The sequence below is a fragment of the Neobacillus sp. S1115 genome (assembly GCF_055385565.1).
The window spans coordinates 1,445,001-1,459,943 of record NZ_AP038275.1; the positions used below are offsets into that span (position 1 = coordinate 1,445,001).

General features: G+C 38.8%; 12 protein-coding genes. 6 read left to right on the forward strand and 6 right to left on the reverse strand.

Annotated features, from left to right (window positions below):
* Nucleotides 1-516 precede the first annotated feature (516 nt).
* Nucleotides 517-1,698: a NupC/NupG family nucleoside CNT transporter gene (locus ACZ5B7_RS07090; protein ID WP_464493229.1), complete on the forward strand. Its 1,182-nt coding sequence runs from the start codon at nucleotides 517-519 to the stop codon at nucleotides 1,696-1,698.
* 82 nt (nucleotides 1,699-1,780) lie between these two features.
* Here the strand turns inward: ACZ5B7_RS07090 and ACZ5B7_RS07095 are convergent, their stop codons facing one another.
* A complete protein-coding gene (locus ACZ5B7_RS07095; protein ID WP_464493230.1) occupies nucleotides 1,781-2,536 on the reverse strand; it encodes a vWA domain-containing protein in 756 nt (251 codons plus the stop codon).
* Nucleotides 2,537-2,738: 202 nt separating this feature from the next.
* Between ACZ5B7_RS07095 and ACZ5B7_RS07100 the strand changes: the two genes are divergently transcribed.
* Genes ACZ5B7_RS07100 through nadR form a run of 3 tightly spaced genes read left to right on the forward strand, consistent with a single transcriptional unit; the run spans nucleotide 2,739 to nucleotide 5,293 of the window.
* A complete protein-coding gene (locus ACZ5B7_RS07100; protein WP_464493231.1) occupies nucleotides 2,739-3,509 on the forward strand; it encodes an NUDIX domain-containing protein in 771 nt (256 codons plus the stop codon).
* A gap of 60 nt (nucleotides 3,510-3,569) precedes the next feature.
* Nucleotides 3,570-4,268 (forward strand): nicotinamide riboside transporter PnuC, encoded by a 699-nt coding sequence (pnuC, locus tag ACZ5B7_RS07105; protein WP_464493232.1) that lies wholly within the window; start codon nucleotides 3,570-3,572, stop codon nucleotides 4,266-4,268.
* Nucleotides 4,265-5,293, forward strand: coding sequence for a multifunctional transcriptional regulator/nicotinamide-nucleotide adenylyltransferase/ribosylnicotinamide kinase NadR (nadR, locus tag ACZ5B7_RS07110; protein WP_464493233.1), 1,029 nt, complete (start codon nucleotides 4,265-4,267; stop codon nucleotides 5,291-5,293). Before pnuC ends, nadR begins: the two co-directional genes overlap by 4 nt.
* Nucleotides 5,294-5,947: 654 nt before the next feature.
* Here the strand turns inward: nadR and ACZ5B7_RS07115 are convergent.
* Entirely contained in the window at nucleotides 5,948-7,171 is a 1,224-nt protein-coding gene (locus ACZ5B7_RS07115) for a YbfB/YjiJ family MFS transporter (RefSeq protein ID WP_464493234.1), read from the reverse strand.
* Between the two features lie 130 nt (nucleotides 7,172-7,301).
* Between ACZ5B7_RS07115 and ACZ5B7_RS07120 the strand changes: the two genes are divergently transcribed.
* The gene (locus tag ACZ5B7_RS07120) at nucleotides 7,302-8,183 is read left to right on the forward strand and encodes a LysR family transcriptional regulator (protein ID WP_464493235.1); all 882 of its coding nucleotides are present in this window, start codon (nucleotides 7,302-7,304) and stop codon (nucleotides 8,181-8,183) included.
* A 311-nt stretch (nucleotides 8,184-8,494) separates the two neighbouring features.
* On the opposite strand, the gene ACZ5B7_RS07125 is transcribed toward ACZ5B7_RS07120, so the two are convergent.
* The 3 genes from ACZ5B7_RS07125 to ACZ5B7_RS07135 all read right to left on the reverse strand — a co-directional run bounded on the left by ACZ5B7_RS07125 (nucleotide 8,495) and on the right by ACZ5B7_RS07135 (nucleotide 11,499).
* Nucleotides 8,495-9,664 (reverse strand): MFS transporter, encoded by a 1,170-nt coding sequence (locus ACZ5B7_RS07125; RefSeq protein WP_464493236.1) that lies wholly within the window; start codon nucleotides 9,662-9,664, stop codon nucleotides 8,495-8,497.
* Between the two features lie 107 nt (nucleotides 9,665-9,771).
* Complete coding sequence (locus ACZ5B7_RS07130; RefSeq protein WP_464493237.1) at nucleotides 9,772-9,954, reverse strand: hypothetical protein; 183 nt, start codon at nucleotides 9,952-9,954, stop codon at nucleotides 9,772-9,774.
* A gap of 1,116 nt (nucleotides 9,955-11,070) precedes the next feature.
* Nucleotides 11,071-11,499 carry a VOC family protein gene (locus tag ACZ5B7_RS07135; protein ID WP_464493238.1) on the reverse strand — a complete coding sequence of 143 codons (429 nt, stop codon included), beginning with the start codon at nucleotides 11,497-11,499 and terminating at the stop codon, nucleotides 11,071-11,073.
* A 140-nt stretch (nucleotides 11,500-11,639) separates the two neighbouring features.
* On the opposite strand from ACZ5B7_RS07135, the gene ACZ5B7_RS07140 reads away from it, so the two are divergent.
* On the forward strand, nucleotides 11,640-12,104 hold the full coding sequence (locus tag ACZ5B7_RS07140) for a hypothetical protein (RefSeq protein ID WP_464493239.1): 465 nt from the start codon (nucleotides 11,640-11,642) through the stop codon (nucleotides 12,102-12,104).
* Nucleotides 12,105-12,133: 29 nt separating this feature from the next.
* Here ACZ5B7_RS07140 and ppsA read toward each other — a convergent pair whose 3' ends face one another.
* Nucleotides 12,134-14,734: a phosphoenolpyruvate synthase gene (gene ppsA, locus ACZ5B7_RS07145; RefSeq protein ID WP_464493240.1), complete on the reverse strand. Its 2,601-nt coding sequence runs from the start codon at nucleotides 14,732-14,734 to the stop codon at nucleotides 12,134-12,136.
* Nucleotides 14,735-14,943 lie beyond the last annotated feature (209 nt).

Here is a 14,943-nt window from a genome sequence, read left to right on the forward strand (position 1 = left end):
AAAAATTAGCGGACCGGTAGCATATAGCCTTTCTATGCGCCCCAACGCATGAAAAAATGAGCGGTTTGGTGGCATATGGCTTTTCTATGCGCCCCAACTTTTGAAAAAATCAGCGAACCGGTAATATATAGCCTTTCTATGCGCCCCAACTTTTGAAAAAATCAGCGAACCGGTAGCATATAGCCTTTCTATACTCCCCAACTCTTGAAAAAATCAGCGGACCGGTAGCATATAGCCTATCTATGCGCCTCAACTCTTGAAAGGATCAGCGGACCAGTCGTATATAACCTATCTATGCTTCTCTACGCTTGAAAAAGCTTTCCTTTCATTCTATTAACCACAAAATCACTCCTCTTTTTTTAAGCTAATATCAATTCTACTCTAATGGTTCCATTAATTTTTTAAATAAAATATGGACAAAATATACCAATGCCTTCTGCGGCCATGCAAGGTTACCATACCATAGGCAAAGAAGGGAACCCGTACATAATGTTTCAACGCATCAGGAGGTAAAAAATGCACTATGTTATTTCAATCTTAGGTATTCTAATTGTCGTGTTTGCCGCTTGGTTGGCTAGCTCCAATCGAAAAGAGGTAAAATTTATGCCCATTATTGTGATGATTGCTATTCAAATAACCTTATCCATATTGCTGTTAAATACAGAGTTTGGCCTTATCATTATCCAAGGGATTTCAAAGGTATTCAGCAAATTGCTCGATTATGCAAATGAAGGTGTTACCTTTGTGTTTGGCGGAATGGCGAATAAAGGGGAGGCACCATTTTTCTTAACTGTGCTGCTGCCAATTGTCTTCATTTCTGTATTAATAGGAATCCTGCAATATTTGAAAATTCTCCCGCTCCTAATGAGAGGAATCGGATGGCTGTTAAGTAAAGTGAATGGCATGGGAAAGCTGGAATCGTATAATGCAGTTGCGTCGTTAATGGTCGGGCAATCTGAGGTTTTCATTACGGTAAAAAAACAGCTGGGCATGCTTTCAAAAAAGCGTCTGTATACGCTCTGTGCATCGGCAATGTCTACAGTATCGATGTCGATTGTAGGCGCCTATATGACGATGCTGGATCCCAAATATGTCGTCACAGCATTAGTTCTTAATTTATTTGGCGGTTTTATCATTGCTTCGATAATTAATCCGTACGAGGTAAAGCCAAGCGAAGATATTTTGGAGATTCAAAATGCGGAAAAACAGTCTTTTTTTGAGATGTTGGGAGAGTATATCCTGGATGGCTTTAAGGTTGCCGTTATTGTTGGTGCGATGCTGATTGGGTTTATTGCTCTAATGGCGGCCATCAATCATGTGTTCGAGTTATTGTTCAGCATTTCTTTTCAGCAGTTATTAGGGTATCTCTTTGCCCCTATCGCCTTTATGATGGGGATTCCATTATCTGAGGCAGTCAGTGCCGGGGGGATTATGGCGACGAAGCTGGTGACCAACGAATTCGTCGCGATGTTGGATTTGTCCAAAGGCACCCATCACTTCAGTGACCGTACACTTGGGATTCTGTCAGTATTCCTTGTTTCCTTCGCCAACTTCTCATCGATCGGCATTATTACCGGGGCGGTCAAGAGTTTGAATGAAAAGCAGGGGAATGTGGTTGCCCGCTTCGGCTTAAAGCTGCTTTATGGAGCTACACTTGTCAGCATCCTTTCGGGGACGATTGTAAGTATTATTTTATAAAGAACGGTTTAGAGTTTTAGGCATAAATGAAACCCCCCAGCGCTTGTCATAGTTGCGCTGGGGTTTTTTTGCTCCTGACTCCTTACCGTCCAAAAACCTTATTCCAAAAGCCAGATTTCCTTTCTTCCTGTTGTTCAGATGGCGCGATTGATGGCTGCTTTGCTTCTGACACTTTAAGGATTCCTTTTTGCCGTGCTTCTTGAAGCCAGCTTGGGAACTCATTTAACAATGCTTCATAAAGTTGGTTATCTGAAATTTTATCGATATCTTCAATATGAAAGAAATTGGCGTTGTCGACAATTCGACCTTCCAATGTATCGAGTGTCCTTAGAAAATCAAAGTTGCCATTTCCGATACCGACAAATTGCCAAAAGACCGGATACTTGGACGAGCTTTCGATTAATGGCTTAATCGATTTTTTGCAGCCACCGTCATTGATAAACACAATATAGGCTGGATCTTGTGACGGATCTTCTTCAAGATACTTTTTCAACACGTTCTTCATAACAGGCAGTTCTTCATTTCTTCCAAATTTATGTACTAAATCATCCTCAAGGATAATGCGATTAACGTAGCCTTCAAAATCCCTTTCAGTCACAGGCTTTAACCGGGAGAATTCATTATCATAAACCCAAACATCCAACACGCCATCATTATCAAACTGAGCGGCGATCGCCAAAATCCGCTCGACAACTCTCTGTACCGTCCCGTTTTTATACAAGTTCCTCATGGAACCGGTAATATCGAGGACCAGCCCAACTCGAGCGGTTACCTTTACTAAATTCTTTTTTTCCAAAACAACTTTGACAGATTTCTTTTGTAAATCGATTGTCGCCATAACTAGCCTCCTTGTCTCAAATTCATATCCACTTCTATTATATTATTCTATCAATATAAATTTCCAATATTATCCTTACCTAATAAGTATCGCATTTTGTCGAACAATTTATGTAACATGGAGTGTAAACAAGTGATATAATACTAATAATAATTAACAAAATGTTAATTATAAGAGACAACAGAAATAGGTGAGCAAGGCTATGGAAAATTATGATGTCAGTAAATATCGAACTCCTGATGGATATACGAGTGATATTGCCGTTTTTACGATTATTTCAACAGAAGTGGGCCCTTATAAGCCGCCTCAAAAAACGTTAAAAATCATGCTGATTAAACGAGCGGAGCGGACAAAAGAAGGTGACCCCAATATTGAGGGGGGGAAATGGGCGCTGCCTGGCGGCTTTATTAAGCCAGAGGAAACTGCATTTGATGCAGCCGTTCGCGAGTTAAGAGAAGAAACGGGGGTAGAAGGGCTAAAAATCAAGCACTATGGCGTATATGACAAATTTGGTCGTGACAAGCGGGGCTGGATTATCTCGAACGCCCATTATGCGATTGTACCAGAAAATAAGCTGGTTAAAAGGAAGGCAGCAGACGATGCGGCGGAGGTAAAGCTATTCTCGATGGATGAAGTGTTTCAGCTGGACCTCGCTTTCGATCACAAGCAAAGTATTGATGACGCTTTGTGGTTTATCAAAAAGGATATGTCTTTAACAACGCTCGCCAAAAACTTTTTGCCAAAGGAATTTGTTCTTTCCGAGCTGCAGGGTGTGTTGCTAACCGTCATGGATGAACCTTGGCTAAAGCTTGATTCTCAATTTTTTAGAAAAGCTCCAACGCTCCCTTTTATTGAAAAAGTAGAGAAGGATGGAGAGCCGCAAAAAACCAATCGTTGGTCAAAGAATAAAGCACAGCTGTACCGATTCAATGATTTTAATCCTTATGTATCCATTTATAATGCCAAATACTAATTTTTTTCATCATTACAATTAACAATTTGTTAATTGATAATTATAAGGGAGCGATTGAAAATGAAGATCCTCAAAGACTGGACCTTGTTTGAAAAGCTTTGGCTTGTTACGTTTACGCTTGTGAATGTGTATTTGTTTTTTGCCTGGGACGATACGATTCTTGGGTTAATCACCTCGATTTCAGGCATGCTTTGTGTCGTGCTGGTTGCCAAAGGGAAGGTGAGTAATTACTATTTCGGCATTATCCAAACCGGAACCTATGCCTACATCTCATACGGTTATGGCCTATACGGTGAGGTCATGCTGAATGCCTTGATTTATTTTCCACTCCAGTTCGTTGGCATCTATTTATGGAAGAATCATAAAACGGAACACACCGTAAAAGGGGAAGAAATTCAAATCAGTTCTTTGACGAAAAAAGGGTGGGGCATTACGCTTTCGGTATTTCTGGTCATCTTTGTTCTAAACGCTTACCTGCTCGAAAAATTAGGAGGCAATGTCGTCTGGATCGATTCCGCTTCAACGACATTATCAGTGATTGCCCAAATACTGATGCTAAAAAGATTAACGGAACAGTGGTTATTTTGGATTGCGGTCAATGTGCTTTCGATTGCCCTTTGGGTAAAGGCCTTAATTTTACAGGATGGAAACGATGTCTCCATGCTTGTGATGTGGTCGGCTTTTCTGATCAACAGTATATACGGCTATTACAACTGGTCTAAAGTTTATAAACAGCAGAAGGGAGAGACGAGGTCATGAAGAAGATTGGCTTTTACGGTGGAAAGTTTTTGCCTTTGCATCAAGGTCATGTGTACGCCATCATCAAAGCTTCTACGATGGTCGATGAATTGTATGTGGTCTTGTCACATAGTGAAAAAAGGGATCAGGCATTGTGCAAGGGGAGCAAGCTTCCCTATATTCCAAGTCGGATCCGGCTCCGTTGGCTTTCTCAACTGACGAAGGAGATCGAACACGTCAAGATCGTGGAGGTGGAAGATCATGACGGTGATGAGGATTACAATTGGAAGGAAGGGGCCTTGAAAATAAGAAAGGCGATTGGGAAGGGAATTGATGTGGTGTTTAGCTCAGAAATCGACTATGACCCGATTTTTAAAGAGCTTTATCCTAAAGCAAAACACATCTTGATTGATGCAAAAAGGAAACAATGCCCCATTTCAGCAACGGAGATTAGGAATAAAGGAGTCTTTCATTATTGGGACTACATTCCCGAGGTAGCGAGACCTTATTTTAACAAAAAGGTAGTCATTTTAGGGACGGAAAGCTGTGGAAAATCGACGCTTACAAGGAATCTAGCACTCATCTATAACACGACTTATGTGAGAGAATACGGCAGAGAGTACTGTGAAGATTTGGGAGGCTGTGATGGGATTATTTTAGAGGAGGATTACCCGATCATTGCCTATGGCCATAAACTGAAAGAATATGAAGCTATTAAACAGGCGAATAAAATCGTTTTTATTGACACTGAAGCAGCGGTCACTCAATTTTACTCAGAACTGTATAATCAGAAACACCAACGGGTCTTAGATGAAGTCGCCCGGATTCAACAGTATCATTTATGCTTATTTTTAGAGCCTGACGTCAAATGGGTAGATGACGGATTAAGGGTGCATGGAGCACAACAGGTCCGAGAAGAAAATAATCAGCGGTTGAAGGAATTATTGAAGGAAAATGGAATCGAGTTCGTAAGTATTAGCGGGACCTATCAGGAACGGCTGGAAAAAGCAATTGAGGAGATAGGGGGAATGTTTGAGGGAGTTTAGTTACTTATTTGAATTAGGAAAGCTATTTTGGTGAAGTATCATCTGTTGAGGGACTCCTCTGGTTTAGGCGTTATGGAGCTTTTATAACTACCTGAATGGAGGGCAGCTTTCCCGTTCGGGAGTTATGGAGCTTTTATAACTACCTGAATGGAGGGCAGCTTTCCCGTTCGGGAGTTATGAACCTTTTATAACTCCCTGAATGGAGGGCCACATACCCGTTCGGGAGTTATGAACCTTTTTATAACTCCCTGAATGGAGGGGCACTTTCTCGTTCGGGAGTTATGAACCTTTTATAACTCCCTGAATGGAGGGCCACATACCCGTTCGGGAGTTATGAACCTTTTATAACTCCCTGACCAGAGGGCTACATACCCGTTCGGGAGTTATGAACCTTTTATAACTCCCTGAATGGAGGGCCATATACCCGTTCGGGAGTTATGAACCTTTTATAACTCCCTGAATGGAGGGCTACATACCCGTTCGGGAGTTAAGAACCTTTTATAACTCCCTGAAAAGAGGGCCACATACCCGTTCGGGAGTTATGAACCTTTTATAACTCCCTGAAAAGAGGGCCACATATCCGTTCGGGAGTTAAGAACCTTTTATAACTCCCTGAATGGAGGGCCGCATTCCCGTTCGGGAGTTAAGAACCTTTTATAACTCCCTGAATGGAGGGCCGCTTTCTCGTTCGGGAGTTATGAACGATGTTTCTAAGTTTGGCATTCGGTCAAATCGAATACCACTTACAAGTAACATAGATCCAATGAATACTACGCTAGCAGCTCCAATCAACGCTATATTAAAACTTTGAGTATAAGATAATAGAATTCCGGCGATTGTTGGACCTATCATTTGACCAGCAGCATAGATAGCGGTTAGAGAACCAATCATTCGACTGCTATTTGATGGACTCATTTGGCGTGCCAATGTTGTGGCAAGTGTGGTAATACCCATAAAAGTTGCTCCAAATAAGAAAGCACTTATCATTAAACTGGATTGGGTCAACCAGAAGACAGGCAGTGCAATTCCGATTGATTGAAGAACCATCGCAATGACTAATGATCTTACAAATCCCCACTTTTTTGCGAGGGTTGACCATACGATACAGGATGGAATTGCACCTAAGCCAACAACCATCCATACAATTGCAGGGTCAATGCTAAAGATTGAGGTCTTTTCAACAATTGACACAATAAATGTCCCTGTTACAATATAGCCTAATCCTTCTAGTCCATAGGCAATAATTAACCAAGGAAGCCATTTTAGGGGTGGAGCCTGTATAGTAACCATTTGTTTATCCTTTTGTACCTTCGAGCTTGGGGAATCTTTAAGCCAAAACCATACGAAGATCGTAAGGATACCGCTTATAATGGCTAGTCCTATCCATACACCTTCCCACATAAATAAATCGTTAAAACTCGGTATAAAGAGCGTCGAAAAAAAGATTCCAAAGCCTACCCCTGAATAAAAATAGCCTGCCCAATTTGTTTTTCCTACAAAAGCCAGTTTATCTAGAACAATACTGGAAGCTATTACAAAAATGAATGCACTAGACACTCCTGAAATAAAGCGAATGATGAGCATCCCTGTGTAGGAGTGAGCCAGCCCCATCAAGCAAGTGGTAATAATACTTACAGCAAGACTAATTCTTAAATAAAATGTTCTATGCTTTTTCAAAGGGAGAACTCCTGCTAAAATGGCCCCGGCAAAGTACCCTGCATAATTGCTGGAAGCGAGGTAGCCCGAAATAGCATCAGTAAAGGCAAGAGCCTTCTGCATGAGCGGTAAGATTGGAGTATAAGCAAACCTTCCGATTCCCATCGCAATCATTAATGAAAAAATTCCCCCAATCAAAAATAAAAAAGGGCTTTTATTCAAATTTTCACCTTCTATTATAATAATTTTATTATATTTTTATCTTATCTGTTTTTTGCCATATGCTATAATACTAAAAAATGATGTACCGATATCACTTTTCTATATATCAAAACAGGAAGAGGCGATAACTATGGATTTGCAAGCATTGAGATTTTTTCAAGCTGTTGCAGAGTTAGGAAGCATTTCGAAGGCAGCGAGGGAAATGAACTACGCACAATCTAATCTCACTGCAAGAATTCAACAATTGGAATCAGATCTTCAAACAACGCTATTTTATCGACATAACCGGGGGACTACTTTAACAGACAAAGGTAATGCATTACTTTCGTATACATATGAAGTATTTCAACTTTTAGATGAAATTCAAAACGCAATGAGTGATGATCAAACACCTAAAGGTCCTTTATTAATAGGGTCAATGGAAACGACTGCTGCGGTTCGTTTACCAACAATACTTTCAAAATTCCATCGTGAATATCCTGCTGTTGACCTTACGTTAAAAACAGGGCCAACTGAGCAAAATGTCCAGGGTGTTCTACAATATGAATTAGATGGAGCTTTTGTTGCTGGACCTATTGAGCATCCAGAACTCACATTTAAAACAGTTATAGAGGAAGAGTTGGTACTGATAACGGACACGTTACATCATCCTATTTCTTCTATAAAAGAAATACAAAATCGAACAATATTGGTGTTTCGTAATGGCTGTTCGTATCGGGCAAGGTTTGAAGAATGGTTACAACATGAAGGAGTGATTCCCGAAAAAATAATGGAATTTGGAACACTTGATGGAATTATTGGCTGTGTCTCCGCGGGACTGGGGATAAGTTTACTCCCTCGAAGTGTGGTTGATAAACATATGAAGGACAATCAACTTATCCAACATCCCATTCCTAATAGATTCGGGAAAGTCAAAACCATTTTCGTCTATCGTAAAGATAAATATATGTCAGCTTCTTTGAAGGTTTTTATAGAAATGTTGAGTAATGAAAATACAACAATCAAAGTTTAAAATGATTTAAAAACAAGTAAACGATATTAGACAGGTCAATGTTTTGTCAAAGCATTGGCCTTTTTTTTATTTTAAAATTACTAGCCTAAAAAATAATAACTTTCATAAAGATTTCATTTTTGATCGTTAAATTGTAATTAAGAAATCAAAAGGAGGAATTTTAAATGGAACGGGTCAAGTTTATTTTTACGGGAATCGGTGTATTGGTGGCATCTGGCGTTTTAATTTTGTTTGGAAGTTTATTTTAATAGAAAAGTGCCAGGTAGCAAACAATTATTTGGAAGCTACCTGGCACCTTTAGTTGAAATAACTTAAATTGCGCTCTTTGGTTTATAAGAAAACTGTTTCTTACTGCGAACAGAAATGACTACAGTAATGAATGATAAGATGATGAATATTCCGCCTGCAAATGGAATTACATTGACTGAAAGTGTATCAACTATTCCAGCTCCAATAACTGAACCGGCAGCGACACCTAAATGAAGAGATGAATTATTCAAGCTTTGCTGAATTTCCGATGATTCAGGCGCTGTTTCGATCAAATAAGATTGCATTGCCGGTGAAATCGCCCAACTGAGCATCCCCCATAAGATCAAGATAAGGAAAAATATTGGATAGAATTCTGTTGTATATGGAAATACAAAGAATAAAACACTAAAAACTGCAAGAGCAATTACCATTGTTTTTCGTGAGCCCAATAAATCTGCCAGTAGTCCGCCAATTCCTCCACCGCATACAGCAGCAAAACCAAAAATTAAATAGATGACACTAACCCAATTAGCGTTAAAATCAGTGGTTGCTTCTAAATATGGCTTAAAATAGGCATACATAATAGAATGGCCTGTCATATACAGGAATGTCGTCGTCAGCCCTAATGTGATTTTGTGATTTTTAAATGCTGCAAGCTGTTGCCTTAACGGAATTTGAGGTTTTGGTTCTACACGTCCCATTAATAGATGAACACCAATAATGGATAATGCTGTCAATACAGTTATAAGGACAAATGGTGCTCTCCAGCCAAAACTAGTTCCCATTATAAGCCCGATTGGTACCCCTAAAACTAATGAAGCACTTACTCCCACAGAGACAATCCCAATCGCCCTGCCTTTATACTGTTCTCCTGCTAAGCTAGGAGCCATAACTAAACACAATATAATTAATAGCGCTCCACTTAACCCTAAAATAATTCTTCCTAAAAACAAAATAGAAAAAGTAGGTGCAAATACTGTTACGATACAACCAATTAAAAAGATGTATAAGCAAACTAATGTGAGCCGTTTTCTTTCTATTTTAGCTGTCATAACAAGTAAAATTGGCGATGCAACGGCAAAAATGACAGCAAAAACAGTGATCAGCAAACCGGCTTGCCCGATGCTTACATGTAAATCCTCTGCAATTAAATCTAAAATGCCGCTAATGATCAGCTCAACCATCCCTATAACAAAGGATATGATCATTAAAAAATAAATACGCTTATCCATGTTGTCTTCCTTCCTAATTAGTTTCCACACTATATACTATCTTTTGATGAATGTTTACTCAAGAATAAGATAATAAATGCCATTTCGCTGCCGTTCTAACATTTTTACTAGTAAGAACCGACAAAATACCAGTTTTTCTCCCTTTTATCTATTTCTTTGAAATCGCCATCGAACGCATTTTTAAAAGGCTTTTGGTCGTTAGGCGTATATACGAATCCTGAAAAGTTATCCAGTATCCCACGATAGGTAAAAAAGAGAATGTTAAAACCATCGCCCGATTTCTCCACCACTATCTCACCGCCACCACTGGAAAGATGTTCGTATTTCTTAGGTAATTATGAGCGAAGAATCGTGTGAAATATTTGGCTTGAGTTCTCCGTTCTCAACCATTTTAACTACTTGCTCTCTTTCGGATTTGTTTAGTTTAAAATCAATATCCAATATGATTTGATTGAAAGGAACGATCAATAGCAATAGAATTGTGATAACTTGGATGACTATAGGCTTCCAATCTTTATTTTTAAACAATGTTATTATTGCTAGTACTGTTATAAAAATAAAGAATCCAAACACCAATAAAAGAACAGGGAACATTAGAAATACCGTAATAATATCAATTATTTTCCATTTGAAAAACATATATAGAATGACTAAAACACTGCTGAATATTGATAAATATAACAACCTGTTTCTTTGCATTTTTTCACCAACCCGTGATGATTCTCATCATATAGATTATATCTTGCCGTTGAGCTGGAATCCCACATCTATTTACATGAGATTAAAGAGTAAAATAGACAATCCATATTAAAATGCTGCTAAATTTAAAGGAATGTTGCCCAGACAATAAAACTTTATTGTTTTTGGATTGCTTTGTTTAATAATTGATGTTTGCTATTCAATTATTGCGAGCTCGATTAGAAATGTTTTAGCGAATAATAAAACTGTAAGGCAATGGCAGAAAAAGGTTAGTGGATTTACTTTAATTGGTTTAGGAACTTGGTTAGCTTTTGAAAAGAGAAGTTAATCATCAACGAACAGGTGCTTTAGTAAAAGTAGAAAAAATTGATTTTATGATTAAAAGATCATATTTAATTATTCCATTAAAGGGTGCTTTTCTTTAGTAAGAAAGCGTCTTTTTGATATGTCCCTACACATAAAGGGATTAGATTTTGTTATGGTAAAAAAATTGTGAACATTTTCACTTAAACTAAAGGGTGCTTTAACACAATAAGGATTACAATAAAAGGCCTAATTTCTCGAAACTCAAGGGAGGAATTAGGCTTTAGTTGCTTCATAAAAGCGCCCGCTTGGGGAACAACTTTATCGACGTGATTATATATTTGGGCTAGCGGCATGCCAAAGCTCATTACTTATCGGCCGGATACTTATGAATTACTCTTAATTTATTTGATTTTCTCGGCCAACTCTAGAATAATTCCCCCCGGCCCACGAACGAAGCATAACTTATAACTATCTTCATATTGTTGTATTTCACTAAGGATTTCTGTACCGTTCTTTTTCAATTTGGCAACAATAGCTTCAATATCTTCAACAGCAAAGGCAATATGGGTTCCCAAATTATTTGCAAAAGGTTGCTGAATTTCCCTTTCGTCTGATGACGAATAAAATTTGATTAGCTCTATCCATGCCTGACCGTCTGGCGTCCGCAATCCTACACATGCTACTTTAACGTCATTAAGCCCAACTACCTGATCTATCCACTTTCCTTCCCATTCCCCTTGCACTTCAAGGCCAAAATCGAAAAAAAACTCTATAGCAGCAGAGAGATCATTTACGATTATACCTACATGATCCATTCTGTGGATCTTCATATTTCATCCTCCTATGTTCCTGTTATTTTGCAATAAGACAATCCAAATGTTCAATTAGAAGATTCACTCAAATGTATATATTCCTATTTTAAACAAAATATAAAGATGTCAAAAAGGGCTGAAAAAAAGAGGCGATCTATGTGAGAAATATCTTAATGTTAGCTTTCATGTTTTTCTTTTTAACTATACCAAGTGTTGTCCAAGGAGAAGAATACAATAAAAAAAGTTTACAAGATGATTTATATAACGTAACGAATGATTTAACTCAAGAACAACATTTAAAACATTTTCTACTGAATTTAATTAACAAGGAAATCATTCTAGCTACAAGAGACTATTATAAAGATCAAAACATTTCTAGTATGGCATTTGACTGGGAGAAAAACTACAATGTTGTTGAGGTAACAGAGCCTCAAGTAACAGGTGAAAATACGGAATATCCATTTATAGTTAAAGTAAATGTCATTCCTGCCAACGAGAAACCCTTAGGGACTGATACTCTAACCTTCGGTATAATCGTCGATAGCCATCCCGACAAACCAGAAAACCCCTCCATTATCAGTAAGCTTTTAAAATATGAACATAAGGATTTACCAAAGGAGTAGTTGACTCCTTTGGTTTTTTATTTAAGCCATTACAATATTTCTATATACCCTTCTGTTCCATGCACACGAATTCGTTGCCCATCCTTGATCAGTTTGGTCGCATTGTCCACCCCGACAACAGCTGGTAAGCCATATTCCCGTGCGATGACTGCTCCATGGGTCATCAGGCCGCCAACTTCGGTGACGAGGCCTTTTATGGAGACAAACAATGGTGTCCAGCTAGGGTCTGTAAAGGTGGTGATTAATATATCTCCATCTTCTAGATCGGCATCTTCCATGTTTAAGATGACACGAGCGCGTCCCTCTATCACTCCGGAAGAAACAGGCAGGCCTACAATTGCTTCGGCTGGGAGATTTTCTCGTTTGTACTTACCTGTAATGATTTCACCATCGGATGTAATAACACGCGGAGGAGTCAGTTTTTCATATAATTTGTACTCGTCTATTCGTTTGCTGATAATATGGTAATCCAGTTCATTTGTGCGTACGACATCAAGAAGTTCTTCAAAAGTGAGGTAGTATATATCTTCCTTTTCATGAATTACGCCCGCTTTCACGAGTTGTTCGGCTTCTTTCAGTAAAGCCTGCTTATAAACGAAGTAGCGATTGATCATGCCGTATTTCGGATATTCCCTATAACCGATGAAATTCCGGATTAGGTCAATCATTCGTTTTGTTTCTTTGGCCTTTTGTTCACCATCTGGTAATTGCTTCAATCGTTCTAATAGCTCTTGTTCTTTTTTCAACGCTTCCTGCCGGCCTTGCTCAAATTTCCGCTTGCTGGTATTAGGCTCAAAGTTTTTGATATTGCTGAGAATCAAGGGAATAAGAGTAGTTGGTTTTTCAGTCCAACGGCTTCTGGTCATATCGATTTCTCCGGCACATCGCATTCCATATTTGTTGAGAAAAGCGAAGAAGGCGTCTCTAGCTTCCTGTCCACCATCAAACTTAACCAGTTCATCCAAAAAGTGATCATCTTTTACATGGTGTAAATAATCAATTACTTCTGGATAAGGACGAATCACATCTGCGACATCCAAAAGTGCAAGACCCATTTCCGAAGTAATATTGTTTGGTACAGATTGAGAAACCGGGTCCGCTGCGTTTTTTTCACCTAACCACTCGTTCATTTTTTCATTGATCCATGTTGAAGCATTCATAGCAGCCATAAATACTGCTGTACTTTGTGGGTCAAATAAAATCTTCTTTAATTCCTGTATATCTTCTAGAATAAAATCAAATAAATCAGATCCTGATTTCGTTTGGATGTTTTGTTTTAACTCTTCTATGGATGTTTGATTTTTCTTAATCAAATCAGAAACGATTGTTGGATTGTTTTCGATTTGTGCCAGCCTATCGGTATTGCCACTAACGGGCCTCGGTGCTTCATTTTCATTTGGTAATAATTTTATAAAATCTCCACGCTCAATGATGTTCATAATGGCGTCTTTCATGAGTGGATCGTGTTGTCCCATCATATTTAATAACATGTTTCTACTAGCAGGCGAAGCCAATTGACGTGCGATATCAACAAACAACCTTCCACCAGCTTTCCGCATCGGTGCATTAGTTGTGAACAGGAAAAAAGACAATCCCAATGGTTTGATGGGGTCTGTCATCATTTGCTGATGGCCGACAGATATAAAGACGTGGTTTTCTTGATCATTCGTTTCAGGGATGGGAAAAAGAGTCGTGACTGGACGGCTTTGGACAATATAAAAGGTATCATCAACCAAACACCATTCGATATCTTGCGGACAACCAAAATAAGCTTCGATCTGTCTTCCAATGCGTGCCAGTTGTAAAATTTGTTGGTCAGTAAGTGTTTGCGTCCTTTGCTGCTTAGGACCGATTGGCTGTGTCTCTGTTCCGCCTTCTTTTCGTCCATAGATAGCCAGTTTTTTCGTTGCAATCATCTTATCTGCGATTTTATCTTCCTGTACTTTATAACAATCCGCAGATACCAAGCCAGAGACCAGTGCTTCTCCGAGTCCAAAACTGGCATCGATAGACAGAAGCTTTCGGTTAGAAGTAATCGGATCAGCGGTAAATAATATCCCTGAAGCCTGTGGGAATACCATCCGTTGAATGATAACGGATATATAAACTTGTTTGTGGTCAAATCCGTTTTGCATCCGGTAGATTACCGCACGATCTGTAAATAGGGAAGCCCAACATTTGCTGATATGATGCAGGATGGCTTCTTTTCCAATGATATTTAAATAGGTGTCTTGTTGTCCGGCAAAGGAGGCATGTGGTAAATCTTCAGCAGTCGCACTAGAACGAACTGCATAAGCATGTTCTTCGCCAAACTGGGAGAGATAGTGAGCAACGGCGGACGCAACATCGAAAGGAATTTCAACTTCCATAAGGATTTGTCGTATCTTCATGCTGATTTCTCCAATTTGTTTTCGATCCTCTACTTTTAGCCGTGTTAGTTGATCCAACAATGCTTGAAACGTTTCGTTTTGTTCGATGGCTTTTTGATAGGCAATTGTTGTCACACAAAATCCTTCGGGTACTTGTATTCCTTGAATTTTTGATAATTCCCCTAAATTTACTCCTTTACCGCCAACGAGCAAATGCTGCGTTTTGTCCATTTCCTGAAAACCGAGAACCAAAGAATTCATTCTACATCTCTCCCAACCAGTAATGTTCTATTGATTTTAGCAGTCATAAATAAGAATAAACAGTCTATAATAACCATTTTTTAGATGTTATAATTAAATTAGGGAGAGTTTATATTTAAAAAATACCCAGTAACCTAATGCCCCGGTTCATCCCCTCGAAAGTAGTTATATACCTTTTAGCACTTGACTAAAATCTGCTTTTTTCCCAA

Excerpts from the sequence above, each read along its gene's own strand:
- ACZ5B7_RS07100 (WP_464493231.1), top strand. The coding sequence starts at position 2,739 with ATGGAAAATTATGATGTCAGTAAATATCGAACTCCTGATGGATATACG.
- ACZ5B7_RS07135 (WP_464493238.1), bottom strand. The coding sequence starts at position 11,499 with ATGAAGATCCACAGAATGGATCATGTAGGTATAATCGTAAATGATCTC.
- ACZ5B7_RS07125 (WP_464493236.1), bottom strand. The coding sequence starts at position 9,664 with ATGGATAAGCGTATTTATTTTTTAATGATCATATCCTTTGTTATAGGG.
- ACZ5B7_RS07090 (WP_464493229.1), top strand. The coding sequence starts at position 517 with ATGCACTATGTTATTTCAATCTTAGGTATTCTAATTGTCGTGTTTGCC.
- ACZ5B7_RS07095 (WP_464493230.1), bottom strand. The coding sequence starts at position 2,536 with ATGGCGACAATCGATTTACAAAAGAAATCTGTCAAAGTTGTTTTGGAA.
- ppsA (WP_464493240.1), bottom strand. The coding sequence starts at position 14,734 with ATGAATTCTTTGGTTCTCGGTTTTCAGGAAATGGACAAAACGCAGCAT.
- pnuC (WP_464493232.1), top strand. The coding sequence starts at position 3,570 with ATGAAGATCCTCAAAGACTGGACCTTGTTTGAAAAGCTTTGGCTTGTT.
- nadR (WP_464493233.1), top strand. The coding sequence starts at position 4,265 with ATGAAGAAGATTGGCTTTTACGGTGGAAAGTTTTTGCCTTTGCATCAA.
- ACZ5B7_RS07120 (WP_464493235.1), top strand. The coding sequence starts at position 7,302 with ATGGATTTGCAAGCATTGAGATTTTTTCAAGCTGTTGCAGAGTTAGGA.